This window comes from Alteromonas macleodii (assembly GCF_903772925.1).
GTDB classification, from domain to species: Bacteria; Pseudomonadota; Gammaproteobacteria; order Enterobacterales; family Alteromonadaceae; genus Alteromonas; species Alteromonas macleodii_A.
In genome coordinates, this window is sequence record NZ_LR812090.1 from 3037670 (window position 1) to 3053983 (window position 16314).

Here is a 16314-nt window from a genome sequence, read left to right on the forward strand (position 1 = left end):
TGTATAAAAATACTAACAGATTTGATATCAGAGACTTGCAATCGATAATCAAAAAATGGTCGAGAGATTAAAAGAAAGTCACAACTTATCTGTCAACCGGTACCTAATATTTTAACGTGAAGGATGCTATATGGATGTCATCGCGCGCTTTTGTAAAATTTACACAGATATATGTCAGATATCTCCAGATGACTTGGAAGACATCTATGCCAGCGATATTACATTTATCGATCCCATCACTGTGCATAACGGAATAGACGAAGTTAAAAGCTACTTTTCTAACCTTCTTACCCAGGCCGAAACGTGCAAGTTCGATATAGCGAACATTTTCCAGTGCTCTGTACAAAATAACCAAAGTCAATCCGAGGTGACTCACGTCATAAACTGGACAATGACCCTCGTCCTCAAAAACAAGACTAAAAAGATAACGCTAGACGGTACAACGCAACTTGGCGTTGCCGATGACATCATCATTTACCACAAAGATTATTACGACTTGGGCAAAATGGTTTACGAGCACGTACCTATCTTAGGTTTTATAATCAAAAAGATAAAAGGGAAGCTGGCAAAATGAAGAGTATCTTAATTACTGGCGCAACATCTGGAATAGGTAAGGCATTAGCAATCAAGTGTGCAGATAATGGGTATAATGTCATTGCCTGTGGACGAAACCAAGATGCCCTCGATGAGCTTAGCAAACATAGTAATATTAGCGCTTGTCAGTTTGATGTGTCAGATGTGGAAGATACAAAGCGAGCATTAGCAAATGTTAAGTTCGATATTGCTGTACTTAATGCTGGTACTTGTGAGTATGTCGACCTTGAAGATTTCGAACCAGACATGTTCCGCCGCGTTTTCGAGCCTAATTTTTTCGGAGTAGTCCACTGTGTTGATGCGCTTCTCCCGAGATTAAAAGATGGCGACAAGCTAGTGATAGTCGACAGTATGGCCCGTCTATTACCTTTCACACGCACGCAAGCTTATGGTTCTAGTAAAGCTGCCCTTCATTATTTTACGAAGTCTTTAGAAGTCGATCTTCACCATAGAGGTGTGAAAGTACAGGCAGTATCGCCCGGTTTCGTTGAAACACCTTTAACCGACAAGAACGACTTTGAAATGCCGATGAAAATTAGCGCTGAAGAAGCCGCTGAGGCCATGCTAAAAGGAATAGAAAGTAACAAGCAAACCGTTTTCTTTCCTCGCTTCTTTGGGTTTATTCTGCGATTTATGCACATATTGCCGACGCCAATTCAAAAGCGCTTATCCGTGGCCATGCGAAAAAAACAATAAGAGAAGTAAGAATGAATAATAAGATTGCCATAATAGGCACAGGTATTTCAGGGTTGACCTGCGCACACCTTTTAAATAGACAGCATGACATCACCGTTTACGAAGCGAATGACTACATTGGCGGTCACACGGCAACAAAGAAAATCGATGATAACGGCCAGACACATCATATTGATACGGGTTTTATCGTCTTTAATGACTGGACTTACCCGAACTTCATAAAGCTTATTACTCAGCTAAACGTTGACTACCAACCAACAGAGATGAGCTTCTCTGTTATGAGTAAAAAAGCAAACCTAGAATACAACGGTAATAACTTAAACAGCTTATTTGCACAGCGACGTAACATTCTTCGACCTAAGTTTTGGCGCATTGTTAGAGACATACTGACGTTCAATAAAGCGTGTAAAGCCATGGTGGCTGATAAGCGCGACACGTCTTCGTTAACGCTGGAAGATATTATTAAAGAATTAGGGCTAAGCGACGATTTCGCGCGCTACTATATACTACCTATGTGCGCAGCAATTTGGTCTAGTAGCCTCGAACAGACGAGGAAGTTTCCGTTAACCTTCTTCCTGCAGTTTTTTAATAACCATGGCCTGCTCAATATTACTGACCGACCACAGTGGTACACAATTAAAGGTGGCTCAAGCCAATATATCCCCCCACTGATTGCGCCTTTTGAGTCTAAAATTAAATTATCCACGGCGGTAATTTCTGTGGTCAAAAGCGATGATAAGTGGGAAGTTACCGATTCATCTGGTGCAGTTGCGACCTTCGATCATGTCGTGTTTGCGTGTCACAGTGACCAAGCGCTAAAAATGATTCATTCTCCTACTTCACTGCACAAAGATATTCTAGGCAATATTCCCTATGCGGAAAATGATGTAGTAATGCACAAAGACACTGACCAATTACCTAAAAGGAAGTTGGCGTGGGCTAGTTGGAATTACAGCTTAAAAGAAGACGCAAGCGAGGAAGCCCGCCCCGCTTCTGTCACCTACAATATGAACATTCTCCAGCGATTAGAAGCAGAGAATACTTATTGTGTAACGCTGAATAATACGCCTGAAATCGACGAAAAGAGTATTTTGCGAAGCTACCAATACGCGCACCCGCAGTATAGTGCCAACATGGTTGAAGCGCAGTCACGAAGAAATGAGATTTGCGGAGTAGATAACTTACATTTCTGTGGTGCCTACTGGTACAACGGTTTCCATGAAGACGGCGTTACCAGTGCACTAGACGTTTGTGCTCGTTTTGGTGAAGCCCTGTGATAGAAAGCGCGATATATAAGGGCAAGGTATACCATCAACGTTTCAAGCCTACCCAACACAAGTTTGACTACGACATTTATCTGTTTTGGTTAAAACTTGAAAGCGACGAACTTAACGAGCTATCGGATACGCTGAAGTATTTTAGCGCGCATTCCAAAGCACGAGTTCGATTCAAGCGAGAAGACTATTTAGGCGACGCTTCTATTCCTTTGAAACAAGCCGTGTTGCAAAGAATGACCGAATTAAATGATGGTAAGGCGCTAAGCGGCGACGTTTTCATGCTTGGCCAATTACGCATGTGGGGGCTTTATTTTAGCCCGGTGAATTTTTATTACCTTCGCAACGCAGAGGGTAAATACACCCATATGCTTGCCGAGGTTAGCAATACTCCTTGGAATGAGCGCCATCACTATCTTGTAAACCTAGACAGCCAAGCCGATACGCCTAAGGCTTTTCACGTGTCGCCTTTTAACCCTATGGATATGACCTATAAATGGTCGATTTCCCAGCCTTCGTCTAGACTTTCTTTAGCGATGGATTGCGTAAGAGAAGACAAAGAATTTAGCGCTGGGATTAATTTGACCAAATTTACTTTAGATAATGCGAATCTATCTGCTGCACTTAAACGTATACCCAGTATGACAATAAAAACCGTGGCCGGAATCTATTGGCACGCGCTTAAGCTATTGCTAAAACGAACGCCACTATATACACACCCAGAAAAGAGTCAGGAACAATAACAATGTCTTTCGGTGAATCTGTACTACTGACCACCTCAGAGGTCTCTTTTGTAGATAAAACTTGTAGAACACTATTTTTGAAGTGTTTAAATCAGCTTCCATTTGGTCGCTTAACTATCCAAGAAAACGGCGATGTCGTTGCGCGTTTCGGCACAGACGAAAGCGACCTGCGCGCTACGGTAAATATCAAAGATGTGCAAGCCTATCGACAGTTGTTACTTGGCGGCAGTGTGGGGGCTGGCGAGGCGTACATGGATGGTTTGTGGGACAGTGACGATGTAACAGCCGTAGTAAGGATTTTCGCACGGAACTTACCCACCCTAGATGAGTGGGAAAATAAGTTCAAGTGGCTGACCATGCCCATCAATAAAATTCAACATTTTGCGCGTCGAAACACAAAAGACCAAGCTAAAAAGAACATTGAAGCGCATTATGACTTGGGCAATAAGCTTTACACCCGCTTTCTTGATCCAACAATGATGTATTCATCAGCAATATACCCAGATACAAATGCAACGCTAAACGACGCGCAGAATTACAAATTAAAAGCCATTTGTGACAAATTACAACTTTCTGAAGCAGACCACCTTTTAGAAATAGGCACTGGCTGGGGCGGCCTAGCTGTTTTTGCGGCAAAACATTACGGCTGCAACGTAACAACAACCACCATTTCAGAAGAACAGCACGCTTGGGCAAAGGACTGGATTGCACGAGAAGGTCTAGAAAGTAAAATTACGTTACTTAAAAAAGATTATCGTCTACTCGACGGTAAATACGACAAGCTGGTTTCCATTGAAATGATTGAAGCGGTTGGCAAACAGTATTTAGGTAACTTTTTCGAAAAATGTGCTTCTCTTTTGAAAGACGACGGCCTTATGTTGCTTCAGTCGATAACCATTGACGATAGACGTTATGATAGCTACTCAAACAGCGTAGACTTCATACAGAAATACATTTTCCCGGGTGGTTTTTTACCATCGCAATACCAGCTAAATGCCCATCTTAAAAAATACACGAACATGATGATCCGTGATTTACACGATATTGGTGTGGACTATGCAAAAACCCTTAACCACTGGTATGAAGCATTTATCGCGGCGAAAGATGAATTACTAAATGATGGTTACGACGAACGCTTTATGCGTATGTGGACCTACTACCTGAAATACTGCGAAGGTGGCTTTCTAGAAAGAACTATAAGTACTGTACAGCTTGTTATATCTAAACCTCAATACAGAGAGGAATTGGCTAGAGTTTGATTCTCGTTGTTGTGTGAATATCCAGTAAGCAATTTGAAACCAAAAAAGCGGTGCCATATGGCACCGTTTTTTGTGGATATTGCATTTCAAAGGAGTAACGCTTAATCGTCTACCACTGATATAGGTTTGGATATCATTGGTTTACCTTGGTTAATATTAATCTCCACTCGGCGATTCTTAGCTCTATCACTTGCAGTCGTGGCATTTTCGACAATAGGATTAGTATCTGCTTTGCCTACAACAGACATACGGCTTTCATCAAACCCAGGTGCTGTACGCATGGCTTCGGCCACCGCGACGGCGCGTTGTGACGACAAATCCCAGTTCGAGCGATAAAGCTCATTGGCAATATGCTGTCCGTCACTATGGCCAGAAATCTCAATTTCACCAGGCACATCCGCTAACAATGAACCAATTTTTCTTAATACGGGCTGAAATTGTGGCTGCAAGAAAGCAGACCCGGCTGAGAAGGAGCCATTCTCGCGAATACGAATGGTAAGCTGTTGCCCCAGCGACTCCATCTCTACCGAGCCATCTAAAATTTGCTTTTCCAATTGTTGGGCCACCTTTTTCATCAACTCAGCCATTTGAGATTGATCAGTGCTTTGCTCAGCAGATGAAGATGACTCAGTAGCCGTTTGTTGAGACTGACCGCCGCGTTGTTCGCCACGCTGCTTTTGCCTTCCGCCGGCCGAATCCTCGTTTCCTGCCTGAAACTCTAGCATCTGCTGTGTCATTTCGTTGGTTTGCTGTTGTATAGATTCAATTGGAGTAGGATCAGGCTTACCAGGTCGAAACTCCATAGCTATTACACTGGTTCCCTTTGGAATATCTTTTACTTCGATTTTGTTTTGTACACCGAAAGCGAACTTCATCGAACCCGCAATCTGCTTAAATTTAAGTACATCCATCTCTGAAAATGAAAGCAGAAGTACAAAGAAGCACATTAGCAGTGACATCAAGTCTGCGAAGGTTCCCATCCAAGCTGGAAGCCCCTCGGGGGGGCATTTTGGGCATTCTTCTTCTGCCATTACTCTTCCTCTGCGCTTCCGCGTTTACTCGCCGCCAGGTAGTTTTTCAATACGCCTTCAATAACTCGCGGGTTTTGACCGTCAGCTATACCGACAATACCATCTAGAACAAGGCTCTGATTTAGCTTTTCTTCCCCCGCTCGCACAGACAGCTTGAATGCTATTGGCAAACAGATAACGTTGGCGAAAAAGGCACCATAAAGCGTTGTGAGTAGTGCTACCGCCATTGCGGGGCCGATAGCTTTCGGGTCATCCATGTTCGATAGCATGGCAACCAAACCAATCAAGGTGCCGATCATACCCATGGCGGGTGCAATATCGCCCATACCTTTAAAAAACGAGGCGCCGAAATCATGTCGCTCTGACGTCATAGAAATATCTTTAGCGAGCGTCTCTCTAACCACCTCAATATCGTGGCCATCAACCAGCATATCTACGCCCTTTTGCATAAATTCGTTCGAGATTTCCGCTTCCTCTAAAGCCAAAAAGCCACCTTTTCGCGCCGCATCCGCCATCTCTACGATTTTCTCAATAAGCTCTTCTGGCGATTCAATCTTAAACATGAATGCTTTACCAGCAATCTTACCCGCACCGAAGAATTGACCTAAAGTAAATTGTGACAAGACAACAAACAAAGTCCCACCAAACACGATCAATATCGATTGGACGTCGATGAACATGCCTAAGCTGCCGCCTAGAATCATAGCCATAACTATGAAACCAATGGCGCCCAACATACCTATGACGGTTGCTAAATCCACTCACTCTTCCCCATTTATGCGCAGTCAGTGCTGTTAATCTACAAATATTCTATCGGCAACGGATAAAAATACTAAAACGACATTATTGAAAAATATCATATTTATTTGTTTTTTATTAAGTGTGACTTTAAAAAACCTTGTTTAAAGGTTTTCTATCTATCTACCATGCTTATAGGGTTCGCTTATCTATCAGAACACGCATACACTTGTTTATTTAAAGTAATGTAGTCACTTATTTCGAATATAGCACAATATCTTCATATTCAACGTGGTCAACTGCATGAAAAAAAAGCTATATTACTGTGATATAGGCGATATACGGACAAACCATTTGACCCTTGTGCGGCCCTCGGTTAATGTGCGCGGTACACGTATTTTGGCCAATGTATTGAGTGTTTTTATGACGACAGAAAAAGCATCAGCGTCTTTTGAAGAAACTTTATCAGAACTAGAAGCTATCGTTAACGAAATGGAAAACGGTGATCTGCCGCTTAATAAAGCACTGGAAAAATTTGAACGAGGTATAGCATTATCTCGTCAAGGCCAGCAATCACTTGAAAACGCCGAGCAAAAAGTAAAAATACTGCTTAGTGAACAAGGCGAAGAAACGCTTCAAACTCTTCCTGAAAGTGAACAGCCTTAAAACGTTCATTTTTAACTTACAGGCGACCTATGAATTTTTCTGCTTTGCATCAGCAAGTAAAACAGCAAACTGATGCATCCCTTCTTACCTTAATTGATGATTTACCCGATTACGCACCGCGCCTTAAGGATGCGATGCGTCACGCATTGCTTGCGGGTGGTAAGCGTATGCGTCCTCTACTAGTACAGGTTGTAGGAAACACGCTAGACGTGCCTAAAAAAGATCAGATGGCTATAAGCATGGCTATTGAGTGCGTGCACGCCTACTCGTTAGTTCATGACGATTTACCAGCCATGGACGATGATGATTTACGTCGTGGAATGCCAACTTGTCATATCGCCTTCGATGAAGCTACGGCTATTTTAGCGGGGGATGCTCTGCAATCTCTTGCATTTACTGTACTAGCTGATGCTCCTTTAAGCGTATTTGCCGAAACCAAGCGCGGACAACTGTTGTCTGTACTTGCTAAAAGTGCAGGATATGTAGGAATGTGTGGTGGCCAGGCAATTGATTTGGCCAGTACAGGTGAGGCCATCTCGTTAGAAGAACTAAAACAGCTCCATAGATTAAAAACCGGAGCATTGCTAAAAGCCTGTGTTGAAATGGTTGCTATTGTCAGTGAAGGCTTATTGCCACAAACTAAAACTGACTTAATGGCTTATGCCGCCGATATCGGGCTAGCTTTTCAAGTTCAAGACGACATTTTGGACGTTGAAGGCAGCAGCGAGAAGTTAGGTAAACCGGCAGGGTCGGATGAAGCATTGGGTAAAAACACGTTTCCCGCCAAGCTTGGAATGGCTGGCGCTAAACAAGAATTAGAAATGCTTCACAATAATGCACTTCAAGCATTGACGCGTTTACCCTACAATACTGACAGTTTAATTGCGTTTAGCGAGCTTTTGGTAAAACGCGACCATTAGCCACGCGCCATGTTGAAAAAGATAATAAGTACATGAGTTTAGATCTCCAACATTACCCAACGCTTGCGCTTGCGCAAACACCTGAAAAATTGAGGCAATTGCCCCAGGATAAATTACGCGAGCTCGCCGATGAATTACGTGAGTATTTACTTAACAGTGTAAGTCAAACGAGTGGTCACTTCGCTTCGGGCTTAGGCACAGTAGAGCTCACCGTCGCGTTACATTATGTGTACAACACACCGTTTGACCGTTTATTGTGGGACGTAGGGCATCAAGCCTATCCTCATAAGATTCTTACTGGCCGTGCAGAGCGCATGAGTACCATCCGTCAAAAGAATGGTCTGCACCCTTTCCCATGGCCGCCTGAGAGCGACTATGACACCTTTGCTGTGGGTCATTCTTCTACATCGATTAGCGCGGCGCTGGGCATGGCCGTAGCGGCAGAAAAAGAAGGTGAAGATCGCAAAGTGGTTGCCGTTATCGGCGATGGCGCAATGACCGCAGGTATGGCGTTTGAAGCCCTTAACCACGCAGGTGACATCAAAAAAGATATGGTGGTTGTACTTAACGACAACGAAATGTCCATATCTGAAAACGTAGGGGCGTTAAACAGCCACCTAGCCCGCTTGCTAACGGGTAATTTTTTCAATTCAATTCGCGATGGCGGCAAAAAGCTGTTAAGCAATGTACCACCTATTAAGGAATTCGCTAGCCGTGCAGAAGAGCACCTTAAAGGTATGGTTGTGCCCGGTACTATCTTCGAAGAGTTGGGCTTTAATTATATTGGTCCTATCGATGGTCACGATGTGAACGCTGTAGTCGATACCCTTCGCAATATGCGTAACTTTGAAGGTCCTCAGCTTTTACATGTTGTGACAAAGAAAGGTAAGGGCTATGCCGTTGCTGAAGAAGACCCAATTAAGTTTCACGCGGTGCCAAAATTTAACCCAGCAGATAACGCTCTGCCAAAGTCGAAGCCCTCTGCCCCAACCTACTCTGCTATTTTTGGAAAATGGCTATGTGATATGGCCGCGCAAGACCCAAAATTAATGGCTGTGACACCTGCTATGCGTGAAGGTTCTGGTATGGTTGAGTTTTCTCAGCGTTTTCCCGAACAGTACTTCGATGTTGCCATTGCCGAACAGCATGCTGTGACCTTTGGTGCCGGTCTTGCCAAAGATGGTATGAACGCGGTTGTTGCGATTTATTCATCGTTCCTTCAGCGCGCATACGATCAGCTTATCCACGATGTGGCAATACAAGATTTGCCGGTATTATTTGCTATAGACAGAGCGGGTATCGTGGGCGCCGATGGCCCTACTCACCAAGGCGCGTTTGATATTGCTTTCCTTCGCTGCATTCCAAATATGGTCGTTATGGCACCGTCAGACGAAAATGAATGTCGTCAAATGCTTTATACAGGCCATAAGCTACAAAAGCCTGCTGCAGTGCGCTACCCTCGTGGTGCAGGCATGGGGATTACACCAGATGAGGCGATGACGGCACTTGAAATAGGTAAATCACGTACCTGTCGAGAAACCTCTAAAGATAAATCTGAAAGCGTTGCTATTTTGAACTTCGGCTGTTTATTGCCCTATGCACTAGAAGCAGCAGAAGCTATTGATGCAACGGTTATCGACATGCGCTTTATAAAACCACTAGATGGCGATGCCGTTTTAAAAGCGGCCAGTGAACATAGCGCCCTTATAACGTTAGAAGACGGCTGTATTATGGGTGGAGCTGGTAGTGCCGTACTAGAACACTTGCAGCAAAACGGCGTACTAAAGGCAGTCAAAATGTTAGGTCTGCCTGATAGCTTTATTCTGCAAGGTACGCAACAGGAAATGTACAAAGAGCACGGCTTAGATGCTGAAGGTATTATTGCTGCTGCAAATAGGTTTACAGCTAGCTAATCAGTTATCTAATTCGTTATAAAACTGGCTTAGTAAAAGCGACTACTATGCTTTTCGTTTAAACCTGAAATCAAAAAGCCCGCAAACTGCGGGCTTTTTCGTTATGTATTTTCGCTATTGCCTGACTCTTTATTACCTGAGTTTTCATTGCCTGATTTCTCACTGCCTAACTTTTCATTGCCTAATCGTTCTCTGTCGCCTATCTATGAGAGCGGCTCTGAATCTTTACTTTTAGCTAGAACAACGCCAGCGCTGCAGGCCAGAACACCATTAATAAATGTAAACAGCCACACGCCATGGCTCCAGCAAGAATATCATCCAGCATAATGCCTGTACCACCGTGTAAGCGCTTGTCGATAATACCTATTGGCCAAGGCTTTAAGATGTCGAAAAGTCTGAACAGAACAAAGCCCACGAGTAAAGATGACGCTGAGATAGGTACAAATAGAAAGGTGATAAACATGCCCGCTATTTCATCCCACACTATAGAGCCGTGGTCGTGTACCTGCATATCGTCTGCAGTCTTGCCACACAGGTAGATACCTACCACTGAAAATATCAGCGTAAGCGCGATGAAGGAAACCACCGAGATCTTGCTGCACGCTACAAGTAGCGGTAGTGCAGCAAGCGAGCCAAATGTACCTGGCATGAAAGGAACAAGCCCACTACCAAAACCGAGTGCGAGAAAATGAACAGGATTTTTCATACTCACTCTAGCGCGATATTCCGCCTGCATGCTTCTTCCTTTATTTACTATTGTAAAATGTGATTTGCCTAAAAGGCGTGCTCGTAGCCAGATGCATTAGCTGGCGTATACTTTTCGTTATCTTTTAGCAACGAAAGTGTGCCGCTATGCCCGGTTAATTGGCCAATACACGTGGCTTTCACATTCGTACTTGCCAACGAAGTTTCAAGGCTACCGCGCTGCTCTTCACTTACAGTGAAAATAAGTTCGTAGTCATCGCCAGCGGATAGTGCATATTCAATAGCTTGTTCAGGTGTGACTGCACTTGTTAGTGCTCGTGATAGCGGTAAACGATCTACATGAACATTCGCACCGCAATTAGACGCTTTTAAAATATGCCCTAAATCTGAAATCAAGCCATCAGAGATATCAATGCAAGACGTTGCAATACGACGAATCGCCGTACCCACCGCAACGCGAGGGGTTGGGAAATAATGACGGTTTACCAACACGTCTTTCGCTTCACCACTTACGCTGAGATTTTTTTGCAGAATATCTAAGCCCGCTCCTGCATCACCTAGTGTTCCGGTAACATAAAGCCAATCACCCGGCTTAGCGCCACTGCGCGTTAATTCGGAACCCGGCGGTATAAAACCTTGTGCGGTAATAGTAAACGCCATAGGGCCTTTTACTGTATCGCCACCGATAAGCTGGACAGAATAGTACTGAGTAAGCTCGTATAAACCAGATACAAAGTCGTCTAACCAGGCTTCATCTACTTCAGGCAGTGACAAAGACAAGCTGATCCATGCGGGCTCAGCCCCCATAGCGGCAAGGTCACTTAAGTTAACAGCAACAGTTTTGTATGCTACAGACTTAGCCGGGGCATCTTTTAAAAAGTGCACTCCTGCAACAAGGGTATCTGTAGTAACGGCAAGTTGTTGGTTTTCAGGAACCGTTGTTACTGCACAGTCATCACCAATACCAATAACAACGTCTTTGCGTTTGTGGCCGCTGTTTGAAAAATAGCGGCCGATAAGATCAAATTCTTTCACGGTAATTTTTAAACCCTTTTAGCGGCAATCCATGCCGCCACGGTAAGGTTAGTCGCGCTCGTCTTTACGCAACGTGCGCACTGCTTTATCCAGTGCACCATTAATGAATTTATGGCTTTCTTCAGCACCAAATGCCTTAGCTAGCTCAATCGCTTCATTAATAATTACGCGGTAAGGTACGTCGATGCGCTCAGTGAGTTCCAGCGTCGCAATGCGCAAAATGGCTTTTTCGATAGCGTCTAACTCTTCTGGCAAACGGCCAAGGTAAGGTTTAATGGTTGCATCAAGGTTACTTGCGTTGTGTGCAACACCGCGAAGTAAGGCTTGGAAATACGCCATGTCTACCTTTTGCATGTCGTTACTGGTGGCTAGCGCCAGTTCAACCTGCTGAATATCGTTGTGACTCATTTGCCATGAATACACACCTTGAAGGGCGAGTTCACGGGCTTTACGACGAGCTGAAACTTTCACTTAATGTTTACCTTAAAGCTTTTCAACAGCATCGATAACGTTAACCATTTCTAGCGCGCCAAGTGCAGCTTCTGCACCCTTATTGCCCGCTTTGGTTCCCGAACGCTCGATAGCTTGTTCAATTGAATCTGTTGTGATTACGCCAAATGATACAGGTACGCCGTATTCAAGTGATACTTGCGCAAGACCTTTGTTGCTCTCGCCTGCTACAAAATCAAAGTGTGGCGTGCCGCCACGGATAACTGCACCAAGAGCGATGATGGCGTCAAATGACTTCTTCTCAGCTAATTTCTTAGCAATTACAGGTAACTCGTAAGCACCAGGTACACGTACTACCGTGATATCGTCATCGCTTACTTCACCGTGACGCTCTAGTGTGTCTAATGCACCTTCCAGTAAGCTTTCAACAACAAAGCTATTAAAGCGTGATACAACGATAGCAAACTTCTTACCGGTTGCTCTGATATTACCTTCAATTACCTGCATGGATTCATTCCTCGAGAAAAAACGGCGCGAAGTATACCATAACTGCGCCCAAACTAAATCGATTGTTTCTTTAACTTCAACTATTCGTAAACGGCCACTTTATGCTTAACAAAATGTGGTGAGGGAATGCGCGTCGCAAACCCTCCACCGCATGGATGCGGTGGCGGAGCGTACAGGGATGTATTCACCGCGTGTTTGCGACGAGCATTCCCTCTCCACTTTCACTGTGGCCTATACCCCAGAGCTAGTCGTGCACGTACTCTACAACTTCAAGGCCGTAGCCTGAAAGTGCATGATATTTAATTGGCTTACTAAGAAGGCGCATTTTGTGAACGCCCATAGAGGCAAGAATTTGGCTGCCCACACCAATAGTGCGTGACGACCCCTGCCAGTCAGCGCCAGCTGGGCGCTCGCCTCTGTCTTCTGCTGCAAAGCGGCGTACTTGGCTCTCAATATGCTCTTCTTTGCCTAATAGCACTAGCACACCACCTTCTTGTGAAATTTTGCGCATGCCATCTGCTAACGTCATTGAGCGTTGAATACCGCGCGTCGAGCCAAGAAGATCACTAAAAGTATTGTGAAGGTGAACTCGAACAAGTGTCGGATCATCTTCGTTAATGTCGCCTTTTTTAAGCGCATAGTGCAGCTGGTTGTCGATGCTGTCTTTAAACGTGTGCAGCTCAAAATCACCGTATTCTGTTGGCATGTTACACTGCGCAACTTTTTGGATTGTCGTTTCGTTTAAATTGCGATATTCAATTAAATCAGCAATGGTACCAATTTTAAGGTTGTGCTTGGCCGCGAACTTTTCTAACTCTGGGCGGCGAGCCATAGTGCCGTCTTCATTGAGAATTTCTACAATAACCCCAGCTGGCTCTAAGCCGGCCAAACGTGGCAAGTCTACACCTGCTTCGGTGTGGCCTGCGCGATTTAACACACCGCCCTCTTTAGCAATTAATGGAAATATGTGCCCAGGCTGAACAATGTCTGTCGCTTTGGCATCTTTGGATACAGCCGCTTTGATTGTTGTTGCACGGTCGGCAGCTGAAATTCCGGTTGTCACGCCTGTTGCTGCTTCAATAGAAACGGTGAAGTTGGTAGAAAACTGCGCTTCGTTTTTATCAACCATTAAAGGAAGATTTAACGTGCGGCAGCGCTCTTGAGTCATAGGTAAGCACACCAAGCCGCGAGCGTGAGTAACCATAAAGTTTATGGCTTCAGGCGTGACATGCTCCGCCGCCATGATTAAATCACCTTCGTTTTCCCTATCTTCATCATCCATCAAGATAACCATTTTACCTTGGCGAATGTCTTCAATTATTTCTTGTGTAGTGTTAAATGCCATGTTGTGTGCTTCTTGTAGGGTTATTTTCTTAAAAATCCGTTCTCGGCAAGAAATGCCATGTCGATGCCTTTCCTTGTAGGCTCGGCGGCTTTATCGCCTAGCATTAATCGCTCTAAATAGCGCGCAATAACATCAACCTCTAGGTTTACCGCTGTGCCCACTTTATAGCTTCCCATAATCGTTTCTTGCAACGTATGAGGAATGATCCAAAGCATGAATTCCGCGCCGTTGACTTCGTTCACGGTCAAACTAATACCATCAACGGTGATACTGCCTTTGTGCGCAATGTATTTCGCTAGTGCTTCAGGCGCTTTTACCCAGAACTCTACATAGTCTGAGTGCTTGATAATTTGCGTAACCTCGCCCACGCCGTCCACGTGACCTGACACGATATGACCGCCTAAACGGTCGCTAGGACGCATAGCTTTTTCAAGGTTAACGGTTGAGCCTGCACTATAATGTGCAAACCCGGTCAATTTGATGGTTTCTGCCGATACATCCGCGCAGTAATAATCGGGGCCCATATCAGTCACTGTTAAGCAAACACCATTGGTCGCAATACTGTCGCCAAGTGCGACATCAGACATATCAAGCGTAGGTGACGCAACGGTTAGGCGAATATCGTTGCCACGGTTATCAAGCTTTTTAATAGTACCGAGCGCTTGAATAATTCCAGTAAACATAAAGTTCCTCTTTAATCGCGTTAACCACGAGTGTTGCTAACATCAGGGCGAAAGATAAGCTTAATATCGTTCCCCACCTGACGATTTTCAATAAGCGAAAGCGAAATACATTCATTTAATGACGTAAACGCTGGCAAATTAACCATACTTATACCCTTTTCACCTAAAAGCTTAGGCGCTTGGTAGCAAATTAGCTCATCCACCAGCCCCTCTTGCAACAATGCTCCGGCTAAGCCTGGGCCCGCTTCCACCCATACTTCATTATATTGCTTATCGCCTAACGCCGACATTAGTGTATGTAAGTTGAGTTTACCGTCTTTTTCATCTACCACTAGGTAGTGCTGTGTTGCCGTATCTGGATGGGACTGGGAAGTAGCCGTTAAGGTAATATTCCCGTCGTTAAACAACGCGTAGTCTCGACTGAGCTTGCTTTTGCCATCAACGACAACTCGAGCAGGCTGGCGAATTTGTTCAAGTGGATAATCATTGAGCTGTGCTTCTTGCTTTCTAACTAACAAACTAGGGTTATCAGCTTTTACCGTTCCTGAACCTGTAAGTACCGCGCAACTCTGCGCGCGATAGCGCTGTACATCGCGTCTTGCCTCGGGTCCAGTGATCCATTGACTTACACCATTTTGAAGGGCTATTTTTCCATCGAGGCTGATGCCTAATTTCACGCGCACGAAAGGCTTGCCAGTAAGCATGCGCTTGATAAACCCAGGGTTTAATGCTGCAGCTTCTGCGGCCATCACATCGCTGACCACTTCAATACCAGCTTCTTGCAGAATGCTGATACCGTTACCGCATACGTTTGGGTTAGGGTCGGTCATGGCAATAACCACTCGCGCCACTTTTGCTTCAACCAAAGCCACCGCACAAGGCGGCGTGCGGCCAAAATGACTGCAGGGCTCAAGGGTTACATAAGCCGTCGCGCCTTTTGCTCCGCCTTCTCTTGTGCTAGCAGCTTGTCTTAATGCGTGTATTTCGGCATGAGGAGTGCCAGCTTGGATATGATATCCCTGACCTATTAGCTGATTGTTTTCATCAACAATTACGCAACCAACGCGAGGGTTAGGAGAAGTGGTATAGCGCCCTTGCTGGGCAAGTTGAATGGCTTTCGCCATCCAATGATAATCGTTTTTAACCGTTTCGTGGTTCACTTGGATTCCTGTTGTAGCCCTAAGTGTCTGAGGTTTTGGGAGTGCCCGACCTAGTCCCCTAATCGCGCAATTTCTTCTCCAAATTCACGAATGTCTTCGAAGGAACGATAAACAGAAGCGAACCTGACATAGGCAACTTTGTCGAGTTCTTTTAGGGCTTTCATTATTAGGTTGCCGAGCAGTTCGCTACTCACCTCACGCTCACCTGTTGCACGCAACTTTGACTTCAGTGAAAGGACACACTGTTCAACTTTTTCAGTGCTAACAGGACGCTTTTCAAGTGCGCGTTGCAAACCTGCACGAAGTTTATCTTCATTAAACGGTTCACGTGAACCGTCGCGCTTTATCACGCGGGGCATAACGAGCTCAGCACTTTCAAAGGTCGTGAAGCGCTCGTGACACACCATACATTCACGGCGTCTACGCACTTGCTGCCCTTCTGCAACCAAACGAGAATCAATAACTTTTGTTTCTTGTTCTGAACAAAACGGGCAAAACATGAATATTCCTTAAATATTGCGTACTTAGGCTTATTGATCAAACCTAGACTAGTTAGTCCAGCATTAGTACCAAAGTACGCAATAAAACACAATCC

At 44.7% G+C, this 16314-nt stretch carries 18 protein-coding genes; 8 read left to right on the forward strand and 10 right to left on the reverse strand.

Translation table 11 applies throughout. From position 1 onward, the window contains the following. Positions 1-130 precede the first annotated feature (130 nt). The 5 genes from PCAR9_RS13095 to PCAR9_RS13115 are packed head-to-tail and all read left to right on the forward strand — an operon-like array spanning position 131 to position 4566. Positions 131-574 carry a nuclear transport factor 2 family protein gene (locus PCAR9_RS13095; RefSeq protein WP_179983976.1) on the forward strand — a complete coding sequence of 148 codons (444 nt, stop codon included), beginning with the start codon at positions 131-133 and terminating at the stop codon, positions 572-574. After that, entirely contained in the window at positions 571-1290 is a 720-nt protein-coding gene (locus tag PCAR9_RS13100) for an SDR family NAD(P)-dependent oxidoreductase (protein WP_179983977.1), read from the forward strand. The genes PCAR9_RS13095 and PCAR9_RS13100 overlap by 4 nt, the downstream gene beginning before the upstream one ends. Positions 1291-1301: 11 nt before the next feature. Further along, positions 1302-2567 carry an NAD(P)/FAD-dependent oxidoreductase gene (locus PCAR9_RS13105; RefSeq protein ID WP_179983978.1) on the forward strand — a complete coding sequence of 422 codons (1266 nt, stop codon included), beginning with the start codon at positions 1302-1304 and terminating at the stop codon, positions 2565-2567. Continuing rightward, positions 2564-3307, forward strand: a complete 744-nt coding sequence (locus PCAR9_RS13110) for a DUF1365 domain-containing protein (protein ID WP_179983979.1) — start codon at positions 2564-2566, stop codon at positions 3305-3307. The genes PCAR9_RS13105 and PCAR9_RS13110 overlap by 4 nt, the downstream gene beginning before the upstream one ends. Before the next feature lie 2 nt (positions 3308-3309). Beyond that, a complete protein-coding gene (locus PCAR9_RS13115; protein ID WP_179983980.1) occupies positions 3310-4566 on the forward strand; it encodes an SAM-dependent methyltransferase in 1257 nt (418 codons plus the stop codon). A 101-nt stretch (positions 4567-4667) separates the two neighbouring features. Here the strand turns inward: PCAR9_RS13115 and PCAR9_RS13120 are convergent, their stop codons facing one another. Then, positions 4668-5597: a flagellar motor protein MotB gene (locus PCAR9_RS13120; RefSeq protein ID WP_179983981.1), complete on the reverse strand. Its 930-nt coding sequence runs from the start codon at positions 5595-5597 to the stop codon at positions 4668-4670. Beyond that, positions 5597-6358, reverse strand: coding sequence for a flagellar motor protein PomA (gene pomA / locus PCAR9_RS13125; protein ID WP_012518934.1), 762 nt, complete (start codon positions 6356-6358; stop codon positions 5597-5599). Before pomA ends, PCAR9_RS13120 begins: the two co-directional genes overlap by 1 nt. Before the next feature lie 400 nt (positions 6359-6758). On the opposite strand from pomA, the gene xseB reads away from it, so the two are divergent. Genes xseB through dxs form a run of 3 tightly spaced genes read left to right on the forward strand, consistent with a single transcriptional unit; the run spans position 6759 to position 9834 of the window. Beyond that, entirely contained in the window at positions 6759-7001 is a 243-nt protein-coding gene (gene xseB, locus PCAR9_RS13130) for an exodeoxyribonuclease VII small subunit (RefSeq protein ID WP_136782332.1), read from the forward strand. Between the two features lie 29 nt (positions 7002-7030). Continuing rightward, complete coding sequence (locus PCAR9_RS13135; protein WP_179983982.1) at positions 7031-7921, forward strand: farnesyl diphosphate synthase; 891 nt, start codon at positions 7031-7033, stop codon at positions 7919-7921. Between the two features lie 32 nt (positions 7922-7953). Next, positions 7954-9834 carry a 1-deoxy-D-xylulose-5-phosphate synthase gene (gene dxs / locus PCAR9_RS13140; protein ID WP_179983983.1) on the forward strand — a complete coding sequence of 627 codons (1881 nt, stop codon included), beginning with the start codon at positions 7954-7956 and terminating at the stop codon, positions 9832-9834. Positions 9835-10069: 235 nt separating this feature from the next. On the opposite strand, the gene PCAR9_RS13145 is transcribed toward dxs, so the two are convergent. The 8 genes from PCAR9_RS13145 to nrdR all read right to left on the reverse strand — a co-directional run bounded on the left by PCAR9_RS13145 (position 10070) and on the right by nrdR (position 16219). Then, positions 10070-10570, reverse strand: coding sequence for a phosphatidylglycerophosphatase A family protein (locus PCAR9_RS13145; RefSeq protein WP_179983984.1), 501 nt, complete (start codon positions 10568-10570; stop codon positions 10070-10072). A gap of 38 nt (positions 10571-10608) precedes the next feature. Continuing rightward, entirely contained in the window at positions 10609-11574 is a 966-nt protein-coding gene (gene thiL / locus PCAR9_RS13150; protein WP_179983985.1) for a thiamine-phosphate kinase, read from the reverse strand. 48 nt (positions 11575-11622) lie between these two features. After that, the gene (nusB, locus tag PCAR9_RS13155) at positions 11623-12045 is read right to left on the reverse strand and encodes a transcription antitermination factor NusB (RefSeq protein ID WP_014979773.1); all 423 of its coding nucleotides are present in this window, start codon (positions 12043-12045) and stop codon (positions 11623-11625) included. A gap of 12 nt (positions 12046-12057) precedes the next feature. After that, positions 12058-12531 carry a 6,7-dimethyl-8-ribityllumazine synthase gene (ribH, locus tag PCAR9_RS13160; protein WP_025255832.1) on the reverse strand — a complete coding sequence of 158 codons (474 nt, stop codon included), beginning with the start codon at positions 12529-12531 and terminating at the stop codon, positions 12058-12060. Positions 12532-12775: 244 nt separating this feature from the next. Then, positions 12776-13876 carry a bifunctional 3,4-dihydroxy-2-butanone-4-phosphate synthase/GTP cyclohydrolase II gene (gene ribBA, locus PCAR9_RS13165; protein ID WP_179983986.1) on the reverse strand — a complete coding sequence of 367 codons (1101 nt, stop codon included), beginning with the start codon at positions 13874-13876 and terminating at the stop codon, positions 12776-12778. Positions 13877-13896: 20 nt separating this feature from the next. Continuing rightward, the gene (locus PCAR9_RS13170; protein WP_179983987.1) at positions 13897-14559 is read right to left on the reverse strand and encodes a riboflavin synthase; all 663 of its coding nucleotides are present in this window, start codon (positions 14557-14559) and stop codon (positions 13897-13899) included. Between the two features lie 20 nt (positions 14560-14579). Further along, positions 14580-15719 carry a bifunctional diaminohydroxyphosphoribosylaminopyrimidine deaminase/5-amino-6-(5-phosphoribosylamino)uracil reductase RibD gene (ribD, locus tag PCAR9_RS13175; RefSeq protein WP_179983988.1) on the reverse strand — a complete coding sequence of 380 codons (1140 nt, stop codon included), beginning with the start codon at positions 15717-15719 and terminating at the stop codon, positions 14580-14582. Between the two features lie 50 nt (positions 15720-15769). Further along, complete coding sequence (gene nrdR, locus PCAR9_RS13180) at positions 15770-16219, reverse strand: transcriptional regulator NrdR (RefSeq protein WP_179983989.1); 450 nt, start codon at positions 16217-16219, stop codon at positions 15770-15772. Positions 16220-16314: the final 95 nt, after the last annotated feature.